Genomic DNA, 24,778 nt, shown 5'->3' with positions numbered 1-24,778 from the left:
CAATGATAAAAAAATATCAAAACGTTTTACAAAAAATAACAATTGTATTGGCATTATCGCTTTTAGTTGCCTGTGCTTCAAAAAGTAAAAATCCCAGAATCGTCGAAGACTTCAATCAAAACTGGAATTTCAAATTAGGAGATTATCCAACAGCAATTCAATCGGATTTTAATACAACCGAATGGACAAGTCTGCAATTGCCGCACGACTGGAGCATCGAAGGTAATTTCTATAAAGACAGTAGAACCAAACAGGCACAGGCATTTTTACCGGCAGGAAAAGGCTGGTACCGCAAAACATTTACCGTTCCGGCGGATTGGGCGAACAAAACGGTTTCGGTAGAATTTGACGGCGTTTTCAAAAACAGCGAAGTCTTCATCAACGGACATTCGTTAGGAATACGCCCGAGCGGATATATTTCATTCTCGTATGAATTATCTCAATATTTACATTTTGGAAAGGAAAACGTCATTGCCGTAAAAGTCGATAACGATGCACAGCCCAACTCAAGATGGTACACGGGTTCCGGAATTTACAGGAATGTACGATTAGTGGCGAGTGAAAAACTGCACGTCGCACAATGGGGAACTTATGTGACAACGCCGGAAGTTTCGTCTGAAAAAGCATCGGTGCATTTGGAAGTAACCATCGAAAATAAAACTAATTCTGAGAAAGAATTCCAATTGGTGACTTCGATTTTGGATGCGAATAATAAAGAAGTAGCGAATGCCAAAACAACAGAAAAAATCGGTGCGAATACCAACGCAAAAAAGATTCACAACCTAAATGTAAACCATCCAAAATTGTGGGATACCGTAAATCCGAATCTGTACAAAATTGTTACTACTATTTACGAAAATTCAAAAGCGGTCGATAATTACGAAACACCTTTAGGATTTAGATTCTTTAATTTCGATGCCGAAAAAGGATTTTCATTAAATGGAAAACCAAGCAAAATATTAGGCGTTTGCCTGCACCACGACAACGGTGCTTTGGGAGCTGTGGAGAACATTCACGCTGTCAAAAGAAAACTAAAAATCATGAAAGAGATGGGCGCTAATGCTATTCGAATGGCGCACAATCCGCACTCTTTGGAGATGATGCAATTGTGTGACGAAATGGGATTTATTGTTCAGGATGAATTTACCGATGTGTGGAAAAAGAAAAAAGTAACCAACGATTATCATAAAGACTGGGATGCGTGGCACAAACAGGACTTGGAAGATTTTATCAAAAGAGACCGTAACCATCCGTCTGTAATCATGTGGAGTATCGGAAACGAAATTCGTGAACAATTTGACAGTACGGGAATTGCGATTACCAGAGAACTGGCTCAAATCGTAAAATCGCTCGACAAGACTCGTCCCGTTACAAGCGCTTTGACCGAAAATGTTATCGAGAAAAATTTCATTTACCAGTCGGGCGCTTTGGATTTGTTGGGATTCAATTACAAACACGAAGATTATAAAGATTTTCCAGTTCGTTTCAAAGGACAAAAAATATTATCTTCCGAAAGTGTTTCGGCCCTTGAAACCCGTGGGCATTATGATTTTCCTTCGGAGGGAATCAAGGCCTGGCCTCCAAAACACGGTGCGCCTTTTGATGGAAATGCAGACTGGACTGTTACTGCTTTCGATCAGGTACAATCCTATTGGGGAACCACGCACGAAGCCAATTGGAAAACCATCAAAAAACAGGACTTTATGGCCGGAACTTTCATCTGGACAGGATTCGATTATCTCGGTGAACCTGATCCGTATCCGTATCCGGCAAGAAGTTCGTATTTCGGAATCGTAGATTTGGCAGGCTTTCCCAAAGATGTATATTATATGTACCAAAGTGAATGGACGACACAACCTGTTTTGCATCTTTTTCCGCACTGGAACTGGCAAAAAGATCAGGAAGTCGATGTTTGGGCTTATTACAACAATGCTGATGAAGTTGAATTATTCCTCAACGGAAAATCATTGGGCAAAAAATCCAAACAAAATGACGATCTGCACATTTCCTGGCGCGTAAAATTCGAACCCGGAACGATAAAAGCCATTTCCAGAAAAGACGGAAAAGTAGTTTTGGAAAAGGAAATTCACACCGCCGGTCAAGCTTCCAAAATAGATTTGAAAGCCGATAAAGCAACCGTTAAAAATGATACTTATGATTTGGTTTACGTGACCGTTTCGATCACAGATAAAGATGGAAACCTAATTCCGAATGCCGATCATAAAATCGATTTTGAAGTAACCGGAGGCGGTAAACTCGTTGGACTCGACAATGGTTATCAGGCCAATCTGCATTCTTTTAAAGCTTCATCCTACAAAGTATTCAATGGTAAATGCATCGCCATCATTCAGTCTAACGGGAAGAAGGAAAATATTCAGTTAAGAGCTTCGACAGGTAATGGGATTTCAGGCAAAACGATTGAAATTAAAGTAGAATAAGGTTTTGAGGCAAATAATTTGTATTTTTGGATAAAATATGATGTTATGGATTTGCAAACCAGAAAAATAGAATTTGTACAGGAGTTTCTAAAGCTTCAAAGCGAAGAACTAGTTTCTCAGTTCGAAAATTTGCTGAAAAGTAAAATGCAAAAAAATACAAAACCAATGTCTGTTGCGGAATTAAATTCAAGAATAGACCAGTCCGAAAATGACTTTAAGAATGCTAAATTCAAGACCAGTGAGGAGCTTTTATCTAAGTATAAATAATGGCTTTTAAGATAATCTGGTCCGATTTTGCAGAAACTGAGTTAGACAAAATTTTTAAGTATTATATTGAAAAATGCAAGTTTACGGGTTGCAAAAAATGTAATTACGAAAATCATTCTCGACCCTAATAAAATACTTCCGCATCCGGAAATTACGCAAATCGAAGAATTATTGCTCAACAGAGAGAATGAATACAGATACTTAATCTGCGATAATTATAAAATAATTTACTCTATAGATTCAAAGCAAAAACGTATAATGATTGCCGATGTTTTTGATACCAGACAAAATCCGGCTAAAATTAAAAGAACAAAATAAATATTCAATGTAATTCTAAAAGGTTGTCCCAAAGGGTAGCCTTTTTTATTGAAAATACCTTACACCTAATTTTTACTATTTGGGCATATCCCTACGGGTCGGGCTGTCCATTATATCTTTTCTTTTCCTAAAAGGAAAACAAAAGGATGCCATTTCCATCCCTTATGCGAACTAAGTTTCATAAGAAGTTTTTTGGTTGTTTTGAGTTTAGCGGTTGTAATAAAAATAATGTTATATACGTAAAGAAATAACTTGGTTATAAAAAAGATTTTCAGTTAGTTACAATACTTAAAATAGAATAATTCAGATATGAAGTTTACAAAATTAGAAGTTGGCAATTTTCGACATATAAGTAATCAAACTATTGAAATAGGAAATGTTATTACTGCAATTGCAGGTCAAAATGGAACAGGAAAGTCCACATTGCTTGGTTGGATTGCACAAGCTTCTGACTTTAAATTTAAAAATAAGACTTTACTTGAAACATATTTTAAATCAAAATATTCAGAAATTTTCAGGTTTTGTCCCGAACAAGACTATAATAAAGAATATAATGTTTCTATCTACTACTTAGAATCAGAAGAAGTAGAGTGTAAAAAAATGTCTACAAGATTAATTGAAACCGAAAACAGATATAGGGTAGATTTTGATGGAAGGGGCACTGCCTTAAATTTTCCAGTTATATATTTAGGATTGAAAAGACTTATTCCTCTTGCATCTGAAAAAAATATTAGTCTCCAAGATTTTCAGTTAGATAATAACGATAAAAATCATTTTGCAAAATTATCAAAAGAAATTTTATACATAACAAGAGATGTAGTAGAAGCCGAATTTGTAAAATCAACTAATAAAAATATGTTTGCAATGAAAACAAATGATTATGGTCATTTGGGAAATTCTGCTGGACAAGATAATCTTGGTCAAATAATTTCTTCAATAATTTCATTCAGCAGATTAAAATCGGAACTTAAAGAAAGTTATAATGGTGGACTTTTATTGATTGACGAAATAGATGCTACCTTATATGCTGGTTCACAAGTAAAATTAATAGAAAGCTTTATAATTTAGCAAAATCTTTAAATGTTCAAATTATTTTTACAACACATTCTATTGAAATTCTTGAGCATTTATCAAAAAAGACTGGTGAAGAAACAAAAATCAATTTTTTAAAATGGAATAACAAAAATGCTGTTAATGAACTAAATCAAATATAGAGTTACTTAAGAATATAATTAAGGTTCAAACAGGTGTGTCTAAAAAAATTGAAAAAATTCAATTTATATGTGAAGATGAAGTAGCCGAAGTTTGGTCTAAAAGTCTTATTAATGGAACGGACTTGAAACAAAAAATAGAGATTATTAAAGGTCCATTTCCTGATGGGACTCTTATAGAAATGGCAAACTCAAAGCATCCTATATTTAAAACAACTAATTTTATCCTTGATGGAGACGCGAAAGAGAATCATAAAAAACGTAAAATACCTAGAACAGCATTTTTGCCAGGTATACGTTATCCTGAAAAAGTTTTATTTGATTTTGTCTTCAAACTTGACGACAATGACAGCTTTTGGGATAATGAAAGCAATTTTACTCATCAGACTTGCTTTGGAAATTTTGCAGATAAAAATCATAAAAAATGGTTTAAAGATGAATCTAATCAAAGATATTTTGGTAGAGGATGTACTAAACTTTTTAGCCGTTGGAAAAAAGATAATAAGTTAGAAGTTGATAAATTTATCGAAGAGATAAATGAAATTATAAAATAAAAATATTATAGATATTTAAAATTACCTTTAAAATCATAAAATTGGAAACAAATAACGAATACTCAATTTTTGAAAAAATGTTGTCTGAAATAATCGGATATTATTTTAGCAAAGATTCTATTGAAAGATATATTCCAGGTTATGAAACTAGGGAACGCGTTGGAACAGTTCACGGTATGCAAGTTATAATTTATTCAAACCACCATAATCCACCACACTTTCATGTAAAAACAAATGATAACCGCGTAAATGCAAAATTTAAAATTGAAAATGGAGAGTTTTTAAGCGGTGAGATAAGTTCAAAAGATTTAAAACGTATTGAATTGTTTTACAAGGATATTAAAACAAAAATGGTAATGGAAAAGATTTGGGCAAAAAAGAATAGCTAGGAAATCAATATAAATGAAGTTTGGATTGCTATGCATTCAATAATAAAAGCAGTACTATAATGATGAAACAACTTTATACTATAATTTTTCTAATTTCAATCCTCTTAATTTCCTGCGAACTAAAACAGGTAAAATTTGAAGAAAAAAAATGGAAACTCCGTAATGATATAGACTATAATTATCGTGAGTTTATGATTAAGGATTTAAAGGAAAACTATTTAAAACCGGGCATAAAATATAAAGAAGTAGGAAAGTTACTAGGAGAAAATTATAATGAACGTTCAGAAGATTCAATTCAGCTTCAATATGAAATTTATACAGATTTCGGGACAGATATTGACCCTGTAGAAACCAAAACATTTATTGTAAATTTCAATTCCGACTCCATTTTTGTTAACACAAGAATTGATCATTGGAGTAAATAATCCAAATTCATAGTGATCTAAAATATTTAAGAGCGTTTGCAACGAGGATTAATTTAATCAGTTTTAAAATCGCGCAAAATGTTTTAAGGTAAGTTTAAAAATAGGTGCACAAGAAATATTGATATATTTTGTATATTTGAAAAATAATTATTCCACAATTATGAAAACACAAACAGCATTGCTAATTGATCTGGCGAAAAAACTTGAAAAAAGACAAAGCTCTAAAGAATCAGCTATTAAATCTTTGAATTCTGCTGGGATTGTTACCAAAGAAGGAAAAATGACTAAATCTTTTCCTAATTTGGAGCGCGTACTATCTGTTGCAGAATAGATGTATAGTTCGAGGTCTAATCTCTTAATTGGATTTCATGGTTGTGATGAATCTATTGCACAACAACTTCTTACCAAACCCAAAAACATAAAAATTAGTGAAAAACCATTTGATTGGCTCGGTCACGGATTTTATGTTTGGGAAAACAATTACGACAGAGCTTTGCAGTGGGCTAAAGACAAAGAAAAAAAAGGAAAAATTAAAAAAGCTTCTGTAATTGGCGTCGTATTTACACTTGATTATTGTCTTGATTTGATTGATAGTGAATTCATTAAAATGCTTTCGGTTTATTATGAATTGATGCAAAAGGATTTTCATAGTATTGAAAAAGAACTTCCAAAGAATAAAGACGTAAAAGAAGACGAGCACAAAGATTTATTAATACGAGAATTAGATTGCGCTGTAATTCAGTATCTCCATCAAAAAATAAAAGAAGAAATCGAGCAGGACAATACAACTTCCTTAAAAGAATTTGACTCCGTAAGAGGTGTTTTTACAGAAGGAGGTCCTGCATTTCCGGGTGCAGGTGTACAAAAGAAAAGCCACATACAAATATGCATTCGCAATATGGACTGTATTAAAGGATTCTTTTTGCCTCGAAAATAGTTGTTATCGGCTCACTATCGAATATTATCGTATCATATCGTATCAAAACAAAATAGTGAAATGGCTGTATTTGCATTTACAATCTATTCAAAGTCAAATTTTAAATTTCTTAAAGTCACTAATTTTTCAGGATTCTTTTACTTATACCCTCAAATCTCATTCCCCTCAGTCATATCAATAGTTTTTGGATGCAGGCTAACCAGTTGTAAAACGATGGCAATTACAACTACAAATAACAGCAATACAAAAACATGTCGCATTCCTCCATTATCAGCGGCTTTTCCTAAAAATTCGGTGATAACAGCTCCCGCTGAAATTCCTACGAAATTCATAATTCCATATCCGGTAGCACGGTAGCGAGGCGCAACAAACTGGCAAAGAATAGGCATATTGTTGGTATCGTATATTCCAAATCCAAGTCCAAAAAGGATAGCGCCAAAAATAATAGCTGCTGTGTCACAGCAGTAGCCAAATAAAAACAAGGCCGGAATGGTCAGAAACAATCCAATAGCGCTGGTGTAAATTCTTCCTTTAAGATGTTTCATCACCCATCTGTCTGAAATTGCACCTCCAATTAAAACGCCAAAAAAGGAAGACATCGAAATGGTTACTGTTGCAATGGGTCCCGCCAAGGACATGTCTAGATGTAATGTTTCAGTAAATAAAGTGGGTAACCAGTTTTTGGCCGCCCAACCCGGTAAACTTGGTGCAGCGAAATAAAAGAGCAAAACCCAAAAGGAGATATTACCGAATAACATTCCCAATCCTTTGAACATTTGCCTAAATTCATAGCGAACAGATGACTTTTTTGCAGGATCAAAAAAGTAAGTTTTCTTTTCCTGTAGAAAAAACATAAGAACTAAACTGTAAAGTACACCAATTAAACCTACGGAATGAAAGCTGAAATGCCAGGAAAAATGCTTAGAAATAGTGGCTCCAAAACCACCCAGCGCCTGTCCTAAATAAATTCCGGTGGTATGAATGGCAATAGCAAAAGAGCGTGTTTTTTCCTGATGGTAATCTGCAATTAAGGATAAAGCAGCCGGAATATAAAAAGCTTCACTAAAACCCATAATACCACGCAAAATATAAATCTGATTGAAAGTTGTGGCATAACCCATCGCCATTGTAACCCCGGACCAAATAAAAAGACTCGCTATGATGATTCGTTTTCGGTTAAATCGATCCGCTATAATTCCGGAAACAGGGCTCATAAGCGCATATATCCAAAGGAAAATAGCCATTAAGAGACCGAAATTTTCAGCTTTGGCCAATTCAGGAATGTCATCCATCATCGCTGATTTCATGGTTGAAAGCATTTGTCTGTCTAAATAATTCAGTAAAGCGACAAACCACAACAAGCCCACAACAATCCATGGATAGGATTTTTTTTCATTCAATTTTGCAATCATTTTCTTTTTCAAAATAATGGGCGAATATACGAATATCAAACGTAGAGGAAGAATTGTTTTTCCATCTGACTTGTTTGTAATAAAGAAATTTAATTGTTGTCTCATTCAAAATAATCTATTTTCAACCATCACACTGCTGAAAAAGTTATTTTCCTTAAATCCTTTAATTTAAAATCTTAAAAAAAATTAGAGAACAAAAAAAATCCAGTATATCTTATCGAAGACCGCTATAATCCAGAACACGCGTCGGCAGTTTTGGCAGGCGAACAGCCCTCGCGAGCCCTAAGAATAATTAGTATAAAATCTTCAAAATGATTTTCTATTTTTAATTTCAATTCCAAATGCCAATGATAAAAGTCTGCTACAGTATTTGGAATAACTGCATAAGACTTCGGGAAATAATTGTATTCAAAACTTCATTAGCGATAATGGATTTTTTTTGTGAATTATAATTTCCAATTTGTTCCTTTAAATTAGATCAAGAATATAGAAACAAATAAAAAACTAAAAAAACAGTTAAATAACTATATTTGTAGTTTGATAACTAAAAATATAGTTGTATGTTTGTCCTGTATAAATATCAATAGTATTAAAAAAAACGCAATGCAAAAACTCACGAACAAAGAAGAAGAAATCATGCATATTGTATGGAAGCTCAAAAAAGCATTCGTAAAAGAGGTGATGGCCGAAATAACAGAGGATCAACCCCATTATAATACGCTTTCAACTATTATTCGGAATCTGGAAGAAAAAGGGTATGTAAGTCATAATGCTTTTGGAAATACGCATCAGTATTTTCCAATTGTAAGCATAGAAGAATACAGAAAAGGATTTATGAGTACTGCTATCGATAATTATTTTAACAGCTCTTATAAAAATATGGTTTCCTTTTTTGCAAAAGAAGAAAAAATAACGGCTGATGAGCTTCGTGAAATTCTAAACATGATTGAACAAAAATAATAACAACTGATTATGGAAACATTATTCCTGAATATTGCAAAATCCAGTGGTCTGATTGCAATTTTTTTCATTGCTTATTATTTGTTATTGCGAAAAGAAACATTCTTTTCTGCAAATCGTTGGTTTCTTTTAGCAGGTTTATTTACGGCTGTTATTTTACCCTGGATAGTGTTTACTACGATCGTTTGGGTAGATCCGGCTTCTGCAAATACAGACTGGTCTAATATTCCAAGCACTCCAATTCAGGAACAACGTTTCGAAATTAATTGGGTTTTAGTACTTGCAGGAATGTATATTATTGGTTTTCTGGCGTTTGTATTTCAATTTGTTTTTGACTTTTACAACCTTAATCAAGTTTTAAAAGACAAAAAAGCACACCGCCAGGCCGATCATAAATATATTGATGTACAGGAAAATATAGCGCCTTTTTCATACTTCAATACAATTGTTTATAATTCGTCTTTATACAGCGAATCAGAGATGCAAAGTATTTTAGAACATGAAAAAGTACACAGCGACCAATACCATACAATAGACGTTCTAATCACACGTGTGTTTTGTATTCTTTTTTGGTTCAATCCTTTTGTCTGGTGGTATAAAAAAGCCATTTTACAAAATCTGGAATTCATCGCCGATAGCGAAGCCTTAAAAAATATTTCAAACAAAAAAGCGTATCAACTCACGCTTCTAAAAATTACAACGCACGAAAGTTGGGTTGTTATTACCAATCATTTTTATCAATCATTAATCAAAAAACGAATTGTCATGTTAAACAAAAATCAATCAAAAAAGAGGAATTTCTTAAAGTATGCTTTGGTCATCCCAGTATTAGTCGCTTTTGTATTTGTTTTCCAAATGGAAGTCATTGCAAAAGAAAAAGACCTTAAGATAGTGACAGCGAATACAGCTGCAGTTTCTAACGATGCTGATATTTATAAAGTTACAAAAAACTCCACAGAAGCCGAATTAAAAGAAACGGCAGCAGCGATAAATAATAATTACGGACTGACAGTTCGTTTTTCAGGAACCAAAAGAAATGCTGACGATGAACTTATCGCGGTAAGTGTTGAAGTCAAAAAAGGCAGTGAAATGAATCAAAAAAGAGTTGTCAAAAGCTCGGAGCCAATAAAGACTTTTGCGATTATTATTAGTAAAGAAGCAGACGGAAAAATAAACGTTGATTTTAAAGAAGAAGGTAAAACTAACGAGAAAATTGTTGTTCATACTAATGGTAATAATCCCGTAATAAAAATAGATAAGGAAACAAAAGTTATCATAGATGGCGACGAATCCAGTAAAGAAGAAATGGATAAGTTAAATCCGGATGATATTGCAACTGTAAACGTCATTAAGAATAATGAAAAAAAAGAAATCAGAATCGTTACCAGTAAACGCATAAACGCACTTAACGAGAACGAAATCTATATTAATGACAAAAGGGTTTCAGCAGCTGATATTGATGAGTTAGATCCCAATGTAATTGAAAGTATGGATGTAAATAAAAAGACAAAAACCATAAAAATCATTACTAAAAACGGTGCCTACTTAATTAATGATAATAAAATTTCGCCAGCAGCTCCAACTCCTCCAGTACCGCCTGTTGCTCCAACAGCACCGGTTTTAAAAAACAATACACCGGCTTTTCCTGCTTTGCCATCTCCTCCGGCTCCACCAAAAGGAAATCCTGTAAATGGAGATAAAAAAGCGTGGAATGACTATGAAAAGAAAATGAATGATTATGAGGCAAAAATGGAAAAACTGCAGCCGCAAATCGAAGCTTATGAAAAAAAAATGGCGGATTTTGAAAAACAAATGAAACCTTTTGAGAAACAAATGGCTGAATATGAAAAACAAATGAAAGTTTATGAAAAACAATTAGAAAAATATTTTTCAGAAATAGAGAATTAAAAATAAATCGTCAATCAAGTAAAGCGAGGCTGTTCTTTTAGAGCAGTCTCGCTTTTTTATTGAATCAATTTAGGCATGATATAATGATTGTAATAAAATAATGTTTTATTTAGCTGTTGAATGCTGATTTATATTGTTACTGTCTATATTTGTTGTTTTTTTGATTACAGATTTTATAAAGAAAATAAAGTATTAATCATTCCAAAATAAATTATCGGATAGTGAGATAAATGTTTTTGGTCTGTTTTGACGAAAGAACACAAAAGAACATATTTGTTTTTAACAGATTAAAAGGATACATATGTTTTTATCTTTTAATTTGTTTTAATTTATTGTGAAAACGCTGTATTTACGGACTCATAATCCCTAAATTTGAATTCAGAATAAATATAAAACAGGCAATAATAAATTTTGAAATAAGCTTAACATAACCCGGTACTATAAAACAACTTTAGAAAATGACAACTTTAATAATTACAATCTGTGTTTTACTCCTATTGGCTTATGTTTTTGACATCACATCATCAAAAACAAAAATTCCGTCAGTTATTTTACTGTTAGTTTTAGGCTGGGCTGTAGGACAGGTGACTACTTATTTTGAGATTCCTATTCCTGACTTAACCCCAACCTTACCCGTTTTTGGTACCATCGGACTTATTTTAATAGTTTTAGAAGGCTCACTGGAGCTAGAACTTAACAGGTCGAAATTCTCTTTTTTAGGGAGGACATTTTTAGTTGCTTTTCTCCCCTTGTTGTTATTTAGTTTTGGTCTTGCGTTTGCCTTTCAATATTTCGGAGGAACAACATTAAAAGTAGGTCTCGCAAATGCAATTCCTTTTGCCGTTATTAGTAGTGCGATAGCAATTCCTAGTGTGCAAAATTTAGGGTCTAAGAATAAGGCTTTTGTTACTTATGAAAGTAGTCTTTCGGATATTTTTGGGGTTATATTTTTTAATTTTATAGTACTGAATGACATCATTGAGACTAAATCCATTGGATATTTTTTATTAGAAATAATAATCATTTTAATCGTTACTTTTATTTCAACAATTGGACTTGCTCTTCTGCTAAGTAAAATTAAGCATCCTGTTAAATTTGCTCCCATAATATTAATTGTTGTTCTGATTTATGAAATTTCTAAGATTTATAATTTACCGGCATTAATATTTATCCTTTTATTTGGGCTTTTTATGGGTAATCTTGACGAGATGAAACATATTAAATTTATTCAACGATTACAGCCGGATATTCTAAACAAAGAAGTCCATAAGTTTAAAGAATTAACGACAGAAATTGCCTTTTTGATTAGATCTTTGTTTTTTCTTCTTTTTGGTTTTTTAATAAAAGTATCAGAGTTGCTAAATCCTGAAACAATAATCTGGGCAGTTGCAATAACAGTAGGAATTTTTATTTTGCGATTTGTTTTTTTAAAATTATTCAAGCAGCCTGTAAGACCGCTTGTGTTTATCGCACCACGTGGACTGATAACCATCTTATTGTTTTTGACAATTCCGGTGGCCCAGGCAATAGGACTGTCCAACAAATCATTAATTATCCAAGTGATTATTTTAACCGCATTAATAATGATGGTAGGGTTAATGACCAATAAGACAAAAGATGCAGAGGAAGAGGAAACAAAGGAAGACTAGCCTTTAAATTTAGGTAACATTATAGAAATTTAAGTTTTTTAGAGAATTTCCTAATAGTTATTATTTCAGAAATCAGCAGTCATTTTTATTTATAAAATCCTGTCTAGGTAATCAACAGAAAGATCTATGTGAAACAGCAAGTTTTTTAAAATTGAAATACATTCTGTTTTAGAAAAAAACGTAGAATATTTATATAAAACCTAAAGCAGAAAAGATAATAATTTTTTGATTTTCAGATTATAAATAATTGATTTTAAGTATTTTGATTTTTTTTTTTTGTAACTTGTTTTTATGTTTAACCTATAATCTAAAAATCATGAAAAAATCTAACTTATTTATCTATGGGATTGTATTATTAGCAGTATTAATAGTTTCATGTCACAATGGGCGTAATAAATTGGTAAATTCCTGGAAAATTACGGCCGTAGAAGCAAAAATGCCGCTTTCGGATTCTGCAAAAAGTGCAATTCTGGATAACGGAATGTTGACCTTTACAAAAGATGGGCATGTGACCGGATACTTACAGAGAGAAATAACTGATGGCACTTATGCTTTAACAAAAGGAGGAAAAAGCCTGGTGATTAAAGATGAAACAGGAACTCCTTATCCTTGTGAAAGCACCATAACTGATGATAAATTGATATTAGACAGTAAAGAAATGAAAATAACACTGGATAAAATATAAACAGCAAAAATCTAAATTTTAAAAATAAAAACCTCCAAAAATTCTGAATTTGGAGGTTTTGTACATTTATACACTATAAGGTTTTGTTTTAACACCCCACCATTAATCCCATTGATTGCTTTTTGAAACGGCAATATTACCAGCTCCTGTAAAAAATAAACTCAGTGCGCCAAAGAAGTACAGGCCAATTAATTCTAATGCCCATCCACCTTGCTCTCCCAAAGAAAATATTTCAGAGCTGTGAACCATTAAAATAGCAACCAGACAATTAAAAGCATATATAGCTGCTGCTATCCTGGTTCTGAAACCTATTAAAATAGCAATAGGAGCAAGTATTTCGCCTATTATTACACCATACGCAACAAAATCAGGAATGCCTTTTTCTGCAAGCATCGTTTTAATGAATTCTAAACCGCCGCTAAATTTTGAAATGCCATGCAAAAGCATTAAAAAACCAACAGTAATTCGCAGTATCAATAATCCTAAGTCATTGTTTTTTCTCATAATTTTTAGTCATTAGATTGTTAATAGATTCAAATATATCGAATTAGTTTAATAGATGTGTTGTGAGTATGAAAACATATAAACAAGTTATTCGATGTTTTGGATTTCGTGTCTGCATTAACTAGTCAGTTTTGGTATTGTTTATGAAACTGTTTGTAATTTTTTTTTGGATGAATTAATTAAAGTTTCGATAAATTGATTTATATGATTTACCAAAAAAGTAATTGATTTTTGTGGTAAAATTAAATATATATATTAGCACAGACTAAAAGCAGGCATAATATCTTAGATGATAAAAAAAGTAGTTTAGTTGGCTGTTTTATAGTAATGTTTGAAAGATTTGTTATCAGATTATAGTTGTAAATCATTATTTAGAGTTTGACTTGCTGAAAGAATTTAATCAAGTAACCAAAAATAAGAAATACGGATGAATGCAGTAATTTGGGATAAAATTTGAATTAGATAATCCAAATGACGAATATGGATTTTTGACAAGAATAGCATTTGAAAATAAATGGACAATATATTTTACTGAAATAGCAATTTCTGGAATATAAAAAATTCATGTATTTAGCGACGACTTTAAATGAAATGGTTTCGTCTTCAGAAATTGTTGAGAGTGTCTTGCATCAACATTTGCTTTTTACCACTTCCTATTCAGATTTTTGTATTGTTTTGTCTAAAAGAATCGAGCATATTCCGTCGACTCATAACCGATCTGAAGCAGAGAAGTTTCAGAAGGCTAAAGAAAAGACAAAGGAATTGTATGAGCAGAATTTTGGAAAACAGCCGGAAGAAATTTGGAAGTATGGAGATGAACTTGATTCTTTGAATTTGGATAAAAGCAAGGTTGAAATTAGCCGACTAAAAAAATATTTATAGGATTATTTGCAGTTTTTATTTTTCCGGTTTCTTATGTAATCAAACCAATTTTAATACCAATTCAGAATCCTGATTTTTTGATCTGTTATATTTTATTGTTCGTGGTTGTAATTGTTTTGTTGATGCATTTTGTAAAAGCAGCTTGTAATTCACTTTTTGAAAGTATAAAGGCAAAATTTATTTTAGCAAATCTCACTCCTTTTGAACTCGTTTTTCTTCAAAATAATAAGTTGGAAATTGTTGTCCATGGAGTTGTAAATAATTTAATAGGCAATAAGAAAATTGAGGTTTTAGGTAATAATAGGTTAAACATGATTGATGAAAATCTAACTGACAATAAATATGAAAATTGTGTTATTGAAATCATGAGAGCATATGAACCAATGCCATATCCTCAATTGTTTAAAATAGTAGAACAAAAATCAATATTTGAAGAACTGAAAAATGCAATTGTTCAAATCAGGCAAAAAAATAAAGATTCTAAGCAATTTATGCAGATTATAAAAATTGCAATGTTGATTTTGGGATTAGTTTTAAGCATAGGCATAGCAGAATAATTTCCGGAATTTCCAGAGATAAACCCGAAATCTATTTGTTTCTTGTACTTTATGTTCTAGTTATAATTTCCGATTTTTATTTGAGTAAAATAAACTACCTGTTTAAACTATGGAACAAAAAGTTGAGTAAACTAGAATGTAATTGTGGTTATGCAATTGTTGATCAAACTAATAATTTGGAAAACACAGCATACTTTATTAGAGACCAAAACTATGAAGCAGGAAAAATTATTCTGCTGATATTAATTCATTTATAAATTCTATAAAAAATAATAATCGGAAGAAATGGATCGAACAATATTTTTTTGTTAATATTTATAAAAAACTTTGCGATTCGGAAGTAATAGATGATATAATTAGTTGGTAAAAATTAAAATATGAAAGCACAATTTATCAATACAAAATTATGAAAGAATAAAATTTTTTCTGCTCAACAGGTTTTCGTCTTGATCCCAGGTTTTCGTCTTGATCCCTTTTTTTGAAACTCTAAAATAATCTAAATCATAAAAAAAATAACGCCATTGGATTCCAATGGCGTTATTTGTCTTTGTGTGGACTGTCAGGGAATACAATCGAACACCTGATCTCAGTTTTGACATTTTTTGATAACTTAAAATAGTTTTATTCAAAGTTAATATTCCATTTAAGTCAAAAAAAAATAAAAGTACTTTTCAAAGTGTTTTGCTTTTTTTAGATATTATCAAATCTAAATAGTTCCAAAAGCTATACGCTTTCTATTTTTTGTATTTTTATTCCCAAAATAAATTTTTAATATGCGATTCTACATCAATACAGAACATTTGAGGAATGAAATTGAATATCCTCAACGATATAAGTTTGAAAGTCTTATCAAAAGCTCTATTGTTGTATTTCTTATCATTCTACTTTTTCTTTTAATGTTTAAACCATTTGGAGTTTATGATCCGGAACTGAAAATGCATTATTTCTTTATTTGTTTTTTACATGCTTTAGCTCCGGCAATAATTTTATTTGTTTATTTTGGAGTATTGAATTATTTCAGAAAAACGAAGAATCAAACTAAATGGACTTTGCTTGAAGAATTCATTCAAATTGGAGCGCTATTAGTTTTAATTGGTACAGCAAGTTTCTTGATGCGAGATTTACTTTATAACAATCCAAACAACTGGTCATGGAATTATTTCTTTGAAGAAATCAGAAATTGTTTTGTTGCGGGTATATTTTTCTATTTTTTTCTACGATTATCAACTTTCTATTTTGAGTCAAAAAAAGGATCGCCATTTGTTCTGCAATTTACCCCGCTGACAGTTAAACCCGAAAAAACAGTTTTAAAATCTAATATTTTTATCACCACACAGGTAAAACAAGATGATTTTTTACTGGATATGGACCAATTACTCTTTGCAAAAGCAGATGGCAATTACATTGAGTTAACAAAATCGAATGGCCATCAAATGACTACAGAAGTAAAAAGAATTTCTTTAACTCAATTTGAAACTCAAATAACAGATTACCCGCACTTATTTAGATGTCACAGAACCTATTTAGTAAATATGTATAAGATCAAACAAGTAGCTGGAAACTCCCAGGGTTATGTATTATCATTTAAAGAAACAGACATAAAAATACCTGTTTCAAGAAAGCAAATCGATAACTTTAATAGCTGTTATCAGCAGCTTCAAAATAAAAACATTGCCTAAGCTTGTTGCTTATCACAAAAGCTAGTTGCTAGTAACAACCCTTGCTCTGGCTGTATTTTCTTGTTGTACGTTTGCCATAAATAACGCAAAACCTATTTATTATGCCAACTGCAACAGCTGTTTCAAATGAAGATTCTGGCTCTTTAAACAAATTATTATATATAGATAATATCAAAGTTTTACTGACAATTTTAGTGGTACTTCATCACACTTTAATTGCTTACAGTTCTTCGGGAGGCTGGTATTATAATGAACCAAGCAGCTTTTTAGGTGCACGTGCTGTTATGACAATGTTCGTTAGTATCAATCAGTCTTTTTTTATGGGGTATTTTTTTCTATTGGCAGCCTATTTTACCGGTTCTTCGTATTCTAGAAAAGGAGCTTCAAAATTTATTAAAGACCGATTAACGAGATTAGGAATTCCTATAGTATTCTATTCTTTTATCCTTACACCATTCATGTGTTATCTGGTCTATTATTTTACAAAAAATCATATCACTTATTTTGAATATCTAAGCGGTTACGATAGTTGGATTGACTTAGGAGTTACATGGTTTGTGGCGGCACTTTTGCTTTTTACATTACTTTATGCAGCAGTAAAAAAAATATTCAAAATTAACTTCGACAAACCTGTGGCAGCACCTAACACGCGTGCCATATTATTATTTGCATTAGCATTAGGAATTATTAGTTTCTTGGTTAGAATTATATTTCCTGTTGGATGGGTTCTTGAACCAGTTGGATTTCAGCTTGGGCATTTTTCACAATATATTGCACTATTCATTATCGGATTACTGGCTTCAAAAAACAATTGGTTCGATCAACTTTCAGAAAAAACAGGCAGACAGCTGAAAAGATCGGCAATGTTATGTTTATTGTTTTTTCCATTATTTTTTGTCATTAGTTTCAAGCTAAACACACCCTCTTCTTGGTTTTCCGGAGGTCTTCATTGGCAGGCATTATTATATGCAGTTTGGGAACAATGGATCGGTATATCGATAATAACAGCATTATTAATTAAAGGAAAAAGAAACTGGAATATTTATTCAAAACTACTTACTAAAGTATCACGCTGTAGTTTTGCTGTTTACATTTTTCATCCGTTTGTAATTGTAGTACTTACATTAGCGGTAAGAAGCTGGTCTATTGATCCTGCAATAAAACTTCTAGCTATTGCTCCATTAATAGTGCTAAGTAGTTTTGTACTGGGATCACTTATTTTATTAATTCCAGGAATAAAGAAAATCATTTAGTATTTTATTTTAAATGATGGGATTAAAATCTTTCGCTGCAATAAATCATTCCTTCGGGATTTTATAAAGAGTTCCGGACGAACGAGATATAAAATTTCTCTTCAGATTTTGAGATTGATCCATAAAAAAATTAAGGCAAGCAATTTGTGAAGTATAAAAAACAACGCCATTGGAATCCAATGGCGTTGTTTGTCTTTGTGTGGGCTGTCAGGGATTGGAATCGAACACTTAATACCAATTTTAACGTTTTTAGCAAAAGTAAAAAAAAGTATATTCTAAAAAAGCAGGACATAAACGTTTCACTATTAACTGGTAGAGGTGGATCAAAGCATACTGTGTTCTCTCTTTTAAAATAGAAATTCTTCATGAAAATGAAATGCCAAGTTAACTAAATCTCCACGATTGCGTTTATACACTGTTATGTGATTTTTCTATTTCCAAGCTGATTTCTCGAATAAATTTATAAGTTCTGGGAATTTAATTTTAAGCTCTCGAAGGTTTTCTTGAGAGTCATAAAATATTTTGATGATTTTATTATGTGTAAATTTTAGCGGATAATCGAGTAATCTATTATTGTATGTGTCTGGATCTTTATAGAATGTATTTCTATTTTCAGAAATATAACCATTTCCAATTTGCTTTTTTGTTGGAAAATATCTCCATTCATTTTCTGTTTTGAAAACGAAATTATGTTTTTTGAAATAGCTATTATAACCAACTGTGTTTTTTATAAATCCCCTAATTGTCATTATTGGTAGTCGCAGTTTATTTCCTTTAGGTAATGTGCGTCGATGTTTTATTAAAAATGCTAATGAATTAGCCACTTGCGAATTTTTTTCAACATACATTACAGGCTGAATATTATTTTCAATAATCCAATCGGAAGTCAATGCTATTCCAAATTTTCCATATGTGATTTCTTTTGTATGAAGCTCTAGAATATTCTGTTCGCTAAAACTAACCATTGGATGAACATTTTTTGAAATCATTTTATCATTTGTTATGGTAAATTCTTCTTTACAATATTTTAATCTAAAATGACAATTCTCAATAATTGAAATTAGTTTTTCATTTGTATCAGTGAAATGTATTAAAATATTATCTGGATTTGCTTTGAAGTATTCGGTCATAAAAATATCACATAAAGTTTCGCGTGTAACTTCAGTCGCAGGTCAAAGCGAAACGAGTTATCTCTGCTAAGATAGAATTTCTTTATGAAATGAAAAATCGCAAATATTCCTAAATAAAAAATCAACTTTCGATAAGCCAAATACCCAAATCCGTTGTAGCTGTCGTTAATAGTTATTTATTGAAAAATTCTTCTAAAACTTCAATCAACAAATCGCAGTTAATTATTTCATTCATTGGCTCAATATTTTCCTTTAGAAATGTAAAATCATCCATAATGAAATGTTGGTTCTTCAAAATTTCGTTATCCAACTTAAATCCTATCCAAGTATTTTTTTTTATTGTTCTTTTAATGGATTTTAAATTTCCAAACTTATCGTTATGTCCAAAAATTGAACTATAATGTTCCATTGTCAATAGGATTTTTTGGTATTCCATTATTTCATCTTTTGGAAGATTTGGAGATTGATGTATTATTTCTCGGTCAATTTCTCTAAAGTTAATTAAACGTGTATGTGAACTAAAAAGATAAGTTGCATAGATGAGTTTTTGTAAATTGAATAAAACTGTAAATGCATCTCTAGGACTAATTGTTTCTTTGTACTCTTCAAATTGAGTCAAGAATAGTTTGGTTGCTTTGGAAAAAGGTAATTTTAAAGTGTCGAGATTATTCTCCGTAATAATATTAAACTCAATTTCATTTTGCATTAATTCATTTTGAGCAAAAATTAATTCCTTTTTTAAGTACATTTTCAAGGCTGTAGATTCTTTTACAAAAATATAATCCTCACCATGTAGTGAAGATTCTTCCCAAGGAATTTGTTTGCCACTAGTATCATTTAATACATCAGTTCGGGTATTCTTAAACATCCTTTCAATTGATATGTTTGGTACTTTAAGATTGTTTAATAAGTGTTTTGTATAAATACCGTTGTGTTCGTTTTTGCGCTCAACTGATGTCATATTTGGGCTTGTTGAGAAAGCAATCAAAGTTCCCATTGGTGCAATCATTCTAGCAAGACCTGCACTAAGGCTTTTGTTTCCTGATTTAAATGGATTATTCCGACATGCGTCTAAAATTATAAGATGCATTATTTTAGACTGAATATTTATGTCAAGTAATAAATCCGAGGCGTTTACACAAAAATATGGTATTTCTTCTGTAATTGTTATGTTGGCGTCTGCAGGAACTATAAAATTACTATTTTCAATTTGAATTCCATGTCCAGAAAAATAGATAATTGATATTGAATCTTCTGTTACTTCTTTTTTGTATTGTGCAAGAGCACTAATTATCTCTCGTTGATTCGGATTTAAAAGTAACTTAACTTCAAAATTGCATTTAATTAGAAAATTAGAAATATCAGTCGCATCATTCTCACATTTTTCCAAATGCTCCAAAGTTTGATATTGATTAATTCCAATGACTAATGCTGATTTTTTCATGCTATCGTGGTTATAATTACTCACAACTTATGTATACCTGTAACTTTATAGTCTATATCTGCCTCTTGATAGATGTATATGCTCTACTTAATTAAATGTAAAGATTTACAATACTACACAAAAAGAACAATATTATTGGCTTTTTTTGCAAATTGAAATTTATTTTTTCTTAATAAGTAAAAAATTAAGCTAAGCGATTTGTGAATTATATTAAGGAAAAAACAAAGCCATTGGATTCCAATGGCTTTGTTTGTCTTTGTGTGGAGTGTCAGGGCATGGAATCTAACACTTAATACCTATTCTGACGTTTTTTAGTACCTTAAAATAAAACCTGTTACTCATTCAGATTATAATGTTTCAGAACAATTTTCCTGATTAGTTTTGTTGTCCTAGCACAGATTTTTTCGATTATATTAAAAAGGTTAGAGTCCTATTTTCGCTAATAAGTAAATACCTTTATTAATGTTGTGTTGTTCTTAAAATAATATATATAATAACTTATAAATAGCTTCGTAGTAGCCTTGATTTGTAGTAGCGGGAAGCATCATAGCATGTACATGTTAAAGATTTATATCAAAATAGATTTCCAATTAATTAAATCTTCTTTTTTTATTTCTCAGTTAGATATTTGTTAATTGCAGAATATGCAACATGTTTACTCTTTTTTATCTGCTTTTGGAAAGAGTCAGTTTGAAATTCATCACAACATCGTTTAATGTAACTATGATAATTAGATTGTTTTTTGTTTTTTCTTTCACTGAATTTAAATTCATAAAATCCTCTATCATTTAAAACAAGTCTGTATCTCATTTTTTTCTGTATTTTTTTTTCCGTTAAATCTCCATCTTTGAATTTTATAGGCAAATTGTATATTTTTTTAACTTGGTTTTTAAATATTGCTTTCTTTGTATTGGGGTTTTTCTCAATCAGTTTTAGAGTTCTTTTTCCTTTTCTTTTAACTGTAGAAATGATTTTTCTATAATATTTCGAAAGATTAGTAGATTTTATAGCGGTATTATAACCGCGAAACTCAAAACCTAAGTATGACATTGATGATGAAACTTCTTTTTCTTCGTTAATTATTCTAAAACATTCCAATCTTGTACCATCTTTGAGATGTGGAACATTCTTAAAAATAAATTTTTCTGTTTTATCAGTACTGATTGTTATTTCATACTTTTCAATTAATTCTTTAATATCTTTTTCAATTTTGTCACAGTAAATCTTTTCGCAAACTATAAATATATCGTCTGAATATCTTCTGTAGTAAACATTATGAGCTTTTACCCATCGGTTAACAATTTCTAAATCAAAATTATAAAGATATAGATTAGCTAAAACCGCACTAATAGGCAATCCTTGCGGTATTCCGTTTTTTACTATTTTTCCATTTTCTAACTTTTTCAAGAATGAATTTGAATAAATAGGTAGTTTTCCAGCTTTTACATATTCTCTAAAATCTTCATTGGAGTCAAAAAAGCACCTAAATCCTTTTGTTTTTCTAATTTTAGCTAATTTGCTTTCATTATAGGGCGCTTTTTTGCCATTTTTATTTTTCCTAATTCGTAAATCATCCAGTAATACATATTTAAAATTTGTACAGGCTTTAAAAACATTATAATGATCATTAGGTAATTTGTCAGGCTCATCTAAAATATTCTTCCATTGTTCTTTTAAAATTTTATGATCTAAAGTTGAAAAAAAACTTTTTAAGTCAATTGCTAAAACGGATATTTCAGTGCAACTCTGTGTTCTGTTTTTGATCTCATCAAAACATTCTTTTGCAAAGTGAATATTAGATTTTCCTATTCCTGATCCTTGAGATGTTTCAATTTTTCTATAGGCAATTACAGCTTGATCTTGTAATGGTTCTTTTCTTAAAAGATTTTCGTATTTATCTCTTAATATGCTGGCATAATATCCGTAAACCAAAGCATCCATATGGCTAGCATAGTGCAAAGGTCTTTTTTTTGAATTTTGTTTTGGATGTGAACTTTTTAATCGGTAGTGTGTGTGTTTTCTTTTGTCTGTTGTGAATTTTTCAGAATTTCCTTTTTTAAACTTTCTTTCTGAGAGTATTGTATGTATTAAAGGATAAAAGGCGTATTGGGCAATATAATTTTTGTTAGTAATTTTTTTTTCAATTTTACGCCACTCACTGCCTAATTCAAGGGAAGGTGATAAATGTATATATCCTTTTTCTTTAAGCCAACTAGGTTTGTTCATATAAAAATAAATAAAGAATCTGCGGTCAGCAATAGCGTTAAAAATTACATACCTCATTTTATGAGTTGGACCGGTACCCATTTACTGAGTCATTGGTTTTGCGAATAAATATAAAAGAATTATGAACTCAACTGTATTATTATTACCTTTACTGAAATCCTGCATAACGCATGATGTATTTGGCATATTTATTGATGGTCTTATCCTTCTATTAGGAGCGGGTTTATCACTAAACAGCTCGAAAATTTATAAATCTTCTTCCCTCAAATATCTTTATATATTTGAGTATAACAGAATAAATCCTGTTATCTGATCCACACAGCTGTAATTGAACTCATCACGCAGATTCTTTTCAAATTTAACATTATAATTCATATATTCGACATCTTAACTATAAAAAGAAACTATGTCTGAATTTAAACCAGGAGAATTAATCGTCTTTAAAACGCATCCATTTTTACACAAACTCACTAATATTAAAATCGCAGCTTATTCTGAATATTCGTCCCCTATATTAATTGTAAAGGAAATAAAAGATAAGGTATTTGATAAACAAACGGGGAAAGATATTGGGCAACAATTACACTATATTTATTATAATTCAAGAGACGGAAAATTTACCGACAATTGGATAAATAGTAATCTGGTTAATAAAATCGAATTTTCCGTTTCGGAACATAAAATTCTAAACGAATTTAATTTTAAAAAAGAGTTAGATAAACTAGGAAAGGAACCCTCAATTAAAAATTATGAAAATCTTATTAAAGATTCTTACTTATATAAAAAAGTGGTTCTAAAAAGTGTTGATGTCGAGTTGTTTAAGAAAAGAGTTAATCGCACAAAAGAAAATGGCGATCTGGTAGAGAACAATCATTTAGAATTTTTACCACCTTTAATGACAATTATTGGATATAAATTTTCAGATGATAAAAATAAATTTTGTGAAAAATCGGGATTGCCATTAATTGAATTAAAATGTAAATGGTACAATTCAAGTTCTAAAACTTTCTCTGAATCTTTTTTTGAGTATGAGATTTTATATTCAGTTAGGGAGACGCAAGAATTGCTTTTAGAGAAAGATTTATTATCTGACATCAGTGACTCAATTGAAGAAAATAAATTTTTTATTTTGCCAATTAGTAATTCATTTGAATTAGAAGGAAGTGTAAATGGTAAATATGTCACTGATACGATAGGGCACTCAGAGGCTATAGTATACAAGCATTACTTCTATCAAATGAATTATTTTGATTATATGACTTATAATAAATCTATAATTACTATTGACCGCCCTTTTGCCGAAATTTCAGAAAAAGATATTTTTGGAAAAAAATATCCTAATTACGATAGAGGATACAAAACAAAAGTATCAGATTGTAAATTTAAGTTTGGCGAATATTATTCTATTGTATATAAAGATACATATGATAAAATTACTAGACGAATAATAAAAATTGCAGATTTATTTATTTACATAAAAGATTTTAATGAGTTTGTTGAAACATATAGAAGTTTAGAAAGTTGGAATCCCGAAGAAGAGCCTTCATTTGTTAGTTATGGTTATATGGAAGATGGTAAAGTATTTATTCATTCAAATGACGGATCAATTCCTAATAATACTTTACCTAAAGCAATATTTAATGATGAGAATGTTGAAATAATGCTCAATGCTAACTGCTTACTTAGAAAAGGAAAATACCGTAATTTTAAGCTTAATAGTATTTTGGAAGTTCGAGAAATTATAGATGGAGAAAATATTTTTGAAGGGGTGTTATTTTAAGAGAAAACTTAATTATTAACAATAAAAATGGTAACTAAGAAACAAAAAAGCCTGTAAACATTAAGTTTACAGGCTTTTTTGTGTAGTCGCCTGGAATCGACCAATTTTTCCTTACAAACTCTAATGGACTTTTTTTTTAATCATACAAGATTTATCCGAACCGAAAGATA

24 protein-coding genes are annotated in these 24,778 nt (G+C 30.8%); 18 read left to right on the top strand and 6 right to left on the bottom strand.

What is annotated here, in order from left to right:
• Positions 1–2 precede the first annotated feature (2 nt).
• The 9 genes from ACEN2I_RS05720 to ACEN2I_RS05680 all read left to right on the top strand — a co-directional run bounded on the left by ACEN2I_RS05720 (position 3) and on the right by ACEN2I_RS05680 (position 6,539).
• Positions 3–2,438, top strand: a complete 2,436-nt coding sequence (locus ACEN2I_RS05720; RefSeq protein WP_441765128.1) for a glycoside hydrolase family 2 TIM barrel-domain containing protein — start codon at positions 3–5, stop codon at positions 2,436–2,438.
• A 45-nt stretch (positions 2,439–2,483) separates the two neighbouring features.
• Positions 2,484–2,705, top strand: a complete 222-nt coding sequence (locus ACEN2I_RS05715; protein WP_441765127.1) for a hypothetical protein — start codon at positions 2,484–2,486, stop codon at positions 2,703–2,705.
• A gap of 66 nt (positions 2,706–2,771) precedes the next feature.
• A complete protein-coding gene (locus tag ACEN2I_RS05710) occupies positions 2,772–3,023 on the top strand; it encodes a type II toxin-antitoxin system RelE/ParE family toxin (protein ID WP_441765126.1) in 252 nt (83 codons plus the stop codon).
• Positions 3,024–3,332: 309 nt separating this feature from the next.
• The gene (locus ACEN2I_RS05705) at positions 3,333–4,091 is read left to right on the top strand and encodes an AAA family ATPase (RefSeq protein ID WP_441765125.1); all 759 of its coding nucleotides are present in this window, start codon (positions 3,333–3,335) and stop codon (positions 4,089–4,091) included.
• Between the two features lie 181 nt (positions 4,092–4,272).
• Positions 4,273–4,788 carry a hypothetical protein gene (locus ACEN2I_RS05700; protein WP_441765124.1) on the top strand — a complete coding sequence of 172 codons (516 nt, stop codon included), beginning with the start codon at positions 4,273–4,275 and terminating at the stop codon, positions 4,786–4,788.
• A gap of 41 nt (positions 4,789–4,829) precedes the next feature.
• On the top strand, positions 4,830–5,177 hold the full coding sequence (locus ACEN2I_RS05695; RefSeq protein WP_441765123.1) for a DUF4160 domain-containing protein: 348 nt from the start codon (positions 4,830–4,832) through the stop codon (positions 5,175–5,177).
• Positions 5,178–5,236: 59 nt separating this feature from the next.
• Positions 5,237–5,602 carry a hypothetical protein gene (locus tag ACEN2I_RS05690; protein WP_441765122.1) on the top strand — a complete coding sequence of 122 codons (366 nt, stop codon included), beginning with the start codon at positions 5,237–5,239 and terminating at the stop codon, positions 5,600–5,602.
• Between the two features lie 160 nt (positions 5,603–5,762).
• Positions 5,763–5,933: a hypothetical protein gene (locus ACEN2I_RS05685; RefSeq protein WP_441765121.1), complete on the top strand. Its 171-nt coding sequence runs from the start codon at positions 5,763–5,765 to the stop codon at positions 5,931–5,933.
• A complete protein-coding gene (locus ACEN2I_RS05680) occupies positions 5,934–6,539 on the top strand; it encodes a hypothetical protein (protein WP_441765120.1) in 606 nt (201 codons plus the stop codon).
• Positions 6,540–6,688: 149 nt separating this feature from the next.
• Here ACEN2I_RS05680 and ACEN2I_RS05675 read toward each other — a convergent pair whose 3' ends face one another.
• Positions 6,689–7,951, bottom strand: coding sequence for an MFS transporter (locus ACEN2I_RS05675; protein WP_441765187.1), 1,263 nt, complete (start codon positions 7,949–7,951; stop codon positions 6,689–6,691).
• A 603-nt stretch (positions 7,952–8,554) separates the two neighbouring features.
• Between ACEN2I_RS05675 and ACEN2I_RS05670 the strand changes: the two genes are divergently transcribed.
• The 4 genes from ACEN2I_RS05670 (at position 8,555) to ACEN2I_RS05655 (ending at position 13,153) form a co-directional block, all read left to right on the top strand.
• Positions 8,555–8,911: a BlaI/MecI/CopY family transcriptional regulator gene (locus ACEN2I_RS05670; RefSeq protein ID WP_441765119.1), complete on the top strand. Its 357-nt coding sequence runs from the start codon at positions 8,555–8,557 to the stop codon at positions 8,909–8,911.
• A 12-nt stretch (positions 8,912–8,923) separates the two neighbouring features.
• Positions 8,924–10,819 (top strand): M56 family metallopeptidase, encoded by a 1,896-nt coding sequence (locus ACEN2I_RS05665; protein WP_441765118.1) that lies wholly within the window; start codon positions 8,924–8,926, stop codon positions 10,817–10,819.
• Between the two features lie 458 nt (positions 10,820–11,277).
• Entirely contained in the window at positions 11,278–12,468 is a 1,191-nt protein-coding gene (locus ACEN2I_RS05660; protein ID WP_441765117.1) for a cation:proton antiporter domain-containing protein, read from the top strand.
• Between the two features lie 316 nt (positions 12,469–12,784).
• On the top strand, positions 12,785–13,153 hold the full coding sequence (locus ACEN2I_RS05655) for a hypothetical protein (protein ID WP_441765116.1): 369 nt from the start codon (positions 12,785–12,787) through the stop codon (positions 13,151–13,153).
• A 102-nt stretch (positions 13,154–13,255) separates the two neighbouring features.
• Here the strand turns inward: ACEN2I_RS05655 and ACEN2I_RS05650 are convergent, their stop codons facing one another.
• Positions 13,256–13,657, bottom strand: a complete 402-nt coding sequence (locus ACEN2I_RS05650) for a DoxX family protein (RefSeq protein ID WP_441765115.1) — start codon at positions 13,655–13,657, stop codon at positions 13,256–13,258.
• A gap of 564 nt (positions 13,658–14,221) precedes the next feature.
• Here ACEN2I_RS05650 and ACEN2I_RS05645 point away from each other — a divergent pair.
• Entirely contained in the window at positions 14,222–14,539 is a 318-nt protein-coding gene (locus ACEN2I_RS05645; protein ID WP_441765114.1) for a hypothetical protein, read from the top strand.
• Positions 14,540–14,661: 122 nt separating this feature from the next.
• A complete protein-coding gene (locus ACEN2I_RS05640) occupies positions 14,662–15,096 on the top strand; it encodes a hypothetical protein (protein WP_441765113.1) in 435 nt (144 codons plus the stop codon).
• Between the two features lie 404 nt (positions 15,097–15,500).
• Here ACEN2I_RS05640 and ACEN2I_RS05635 read toward each other — a convergent pair whose 3' ends face one another.
• Positions 15,501–15,695: a hypothetical protein gene (locus ACEN2I_RS05635; RefSeq protein WP_441765112.1), complete on the bottom strand. Its 195-nt coding sequence runs from the start codon at positions 15,693–15,695 to the stop codon at positions 15,501–15,503.
• Between the two features lie 174 nt (positions 15,696–15,869).
• On the opposite strand from ACEN2I_RS05635, the gene ACEN2I_RS05630 reads away from it, so the two are divergent.
• Entirely contained in the window at positions 15,870–16,775 is a 906-nt protein-coding gene (locus tag ACEN2I_RS05630) for a LytTR family DNA-binding domain-containing protein (protein WP_441765111.1), read from the top strand.
• 101 nt (positions 16,776–16,876) lie between these two features.
• Positions 16,877–18,028 (top strand): acyltransferase family protein, encoded by a 1,152-nt coding sequence (locus ACEN2I_RS05625; RefSeq protein WP_441765110.1) that lies wholly within the window; start codon positions 16,877–16,879, stop codon positions 18,026–18,028.
• Positions 18,029–18,459: 431 nt separating this feature from the next.
• Here the strand turns inward: ACEN2I_RS05625 and ACEN2I_RS05620 are convergent, their stop codons facing one another.
• From ACEN2I_RS05620 to ACEN2I_RS05610, 3 genes are all read right to left on the bottom strand, one after another.
• Positions 18,460–19,158: an abortive infection system antitoxin AbiGi family protein gene (locus ACEN2I_RS05620; RefSeq protein WP_441765109.1), complete on the bottom strand. Its 699-nt coding sequence runs from the start codon at positions 19,156–19,158 to the stop codon at positions 18,460–18,462.
• Between the two features lie 172 nt (positions 19,159–19,330).
• A complete protein-coding gene (locus ACEN2I_RS05615) occupies positions 19,331–20,602 on the bottom strand; it encodes a caspase family protein (RefSeq protein WP_441765108.1) in 1,272 nt (423 codons plus the stop codon).
• 609 nt (positions 20,603–21,211) lie between these two features.
• Complete coding sequence (locus tag ACEN2I_RS05610) at positions 21,212–22,909, bottom strand: reverse transcriptase domain-containing protein (RefSeq protein ID WP_441765107.1); 1,698 nt, start codon at positions 22,907–22,909, stop codon at positions 21,212–21,214.
• 325 nt (positions 22,910–23,234) lie between these two features.
• Here ACEN2I_RS05610 and ACEN2I_RS05605 point away from each other — a divergent pair, with 325 nt between their 5' ends.
• The gene (locus tag ACEN2I_RS05605; RefSeq protein ID WP_441765106.1) at positions 23,235–24,608 is read left to right on the top strand and encodes a hypothetical protein; all 1,374 of its coding nucleotides are present in this window, start codon (positions 23,235–23,237) and stop codon (positions 24,606–24,608) included.
• Positions 24,609–24,778 lie beyond the last annotated feature (170 nt).

The sequence above is a fragment of the Flavobacterium sp. W22_SRS_FK3 genome, from assembly GCF_052113665.1.
Lineage (GTDB): Bacteria > Bacteroidota > Bacteroidia > Flavobacteriales > Flavobacteriaceae > Flavobacterium.
Note: the sequence above shows the minus strand (reverse complement) of the source record. Positions and strands in the feature narration are given on the sequence as shown.

What these genes read in the sequence shown, in the direction of transcription:
- ACEN2I_RS05720 (WP_441765128.1), top strand. Translation starts at nt 3, where the DNA reads ATGATAAAAAAATATCAAAACGTTTTACAAAAAATAACAATTGTATTG.
- ACEN2I_RS05640 (WP_441765113.1), top strand. Translation starts at nt 14,662, where the DNA reads ATGCATTTTGTAAAAGCAGCTTGTAATTCACTTTTTGAAAGTATAAAG.
- ACEN2I_RS05630 (WP_441765111.1), top strand. Translation starts at nt 15,870, where the DNA reads ATGCGATTCTACATCAATACAGAACATTTGAGGAATGAAATTGAATAT.
- ACEN2I_RS05655 (WP_441765116.1), top strand. Translation starts at nt 12,785, where the DNA reads ATGAAAAAATCTAACTTATTTATCTATGGGATTGTATTATTAGCAGTA.
- ACEN2I_RS05645 (WP_441765114.1), top strand. Translation starts at nt 14,222, where the DNA reads ATGTATTTAGCGACGACTTTAAATGAAATGGTTTCGTCTTCAGAAATT.
- ACEN2I_RS05680 (WP_441765120.1), top strand. Translation starts at nt 5,934, where the DNA reads ATGTATAGTTCGAGGTCTAATCTCTTAATTGGATTTCATGGTTGTGAT.
- ACEN2I_RS05620 (WP_441765109.1), bottom strand. Translation starts at nt 19,158, where the DNA reads ATGACCGAATACTTCAAAGCAAATCCAGATAATATTTTAATACATTTC.
- ACEN2I_RS05690 (WP_441765122.1), top strand. Translation starts at nt 5,237, where the DNA reads ATGATGAAACAACTTTATACTATAATTTTTCTAATTTCAATCCTCTTA.
- ACEN2I_RS05705 (WP_441765125.1), top strand. Translation starts at nt 3,333, where the DNA reads ATGAAGTTTACAAAATTAGAAGTTGGCAATTTTCGACATATAAGTAAT.
- ACEN2I_RS05625 (WP_441765110.1), top strand. Translation starts at nt 16,877, where the DNA reads ATGCCAACTGCAACAGCTGTTTCAAATGAAGATTCTGGCTCTTTAAAC.
- ACEN2I_RS05615 (WP_441765108.1), bottom strand. Translation starts at nt 20,602, where the DNA reads ATGAAAAAATCAGCATTAGTCATTGGAATTAATCAATATCAAACTTTG.
- ACEN2I_RS05685 (WP_441765121.1), top strand. Translation starts at nt 5,763, where the DNA reads ATGAAAACACAAACAGCATTGCTAATTGATCTGGCGAAAAAACTTGAA.
- ACEN2I_RS05715 (WP_441765127.1), top strand. Translation starts at nt 2,484, where the DNA reads ATGGATTTGCAAACCAGAAAAATAGAATTTGTACAGGAGTTTCTAAAG.
- ACEN2I_RS05610 (WP_441765107.1), bottom strand. Translation starts at nt 22,909, where the DNA reads ATGGGTACCGGTCCAACTCATAAAATGAGGTATGTAATTTTTAACGCT.
- ACEN2I_RS05670 (WP_441765119.1), top strand. Translation starts at nt 8,555, where the DNA reads ATGCAAAAACTCACGAACAAAGAAGAAGAAATCATGCATATTGTATGG.
- ACEN2I_RS05665 (WP_441765118.1), top strand. Translation starts at nt 8,924, where the DNA reads ATGGAAACATTATTCCTGAATATTGCAAAATCCAGTGGTCTGATTGCA.
- ACEN2I_RS05660 (WP_441765117.1), top strand. Translation starts at nt 11,278, where the DNA reads ATGACAACTTTAATAATTACAATCTGTGTTTTACTCCTATTGGCTTAT.
- ACEN2I_RS05675 (WP_441765187.1), bottom strand. Translation starts at nt 7,951, where the DNA reads ATGATTGCAAAATTGAATGAAAAAAAATCCTATCCATGGATTGTTGTG.
- ACEN2I_RS05605 (WP_441765106.1), top strand. Translation starts at nt 23,235, where the DNA reads ATGTCTGAATTTAAACCAGGAGAATTAATCGTCTTTAAAACGCATCCA.
- ACEN2I_RS05635 (WP_441765112.1), bottom strand. Translation starts at nt 15,695, where the DNA reads ATGTCAAAACTGAGATCAGGTGTTCGATTGTATTCCCTGACAGTCCAC.
- ACEN2I_RS05650 (WP_441765115.1), bottom strand. Translation starts at nt 13,657, where the DNA reads ATGAGAAAAAACAATGACTTAGGATTATTGATACTGCGAATTACTGTT.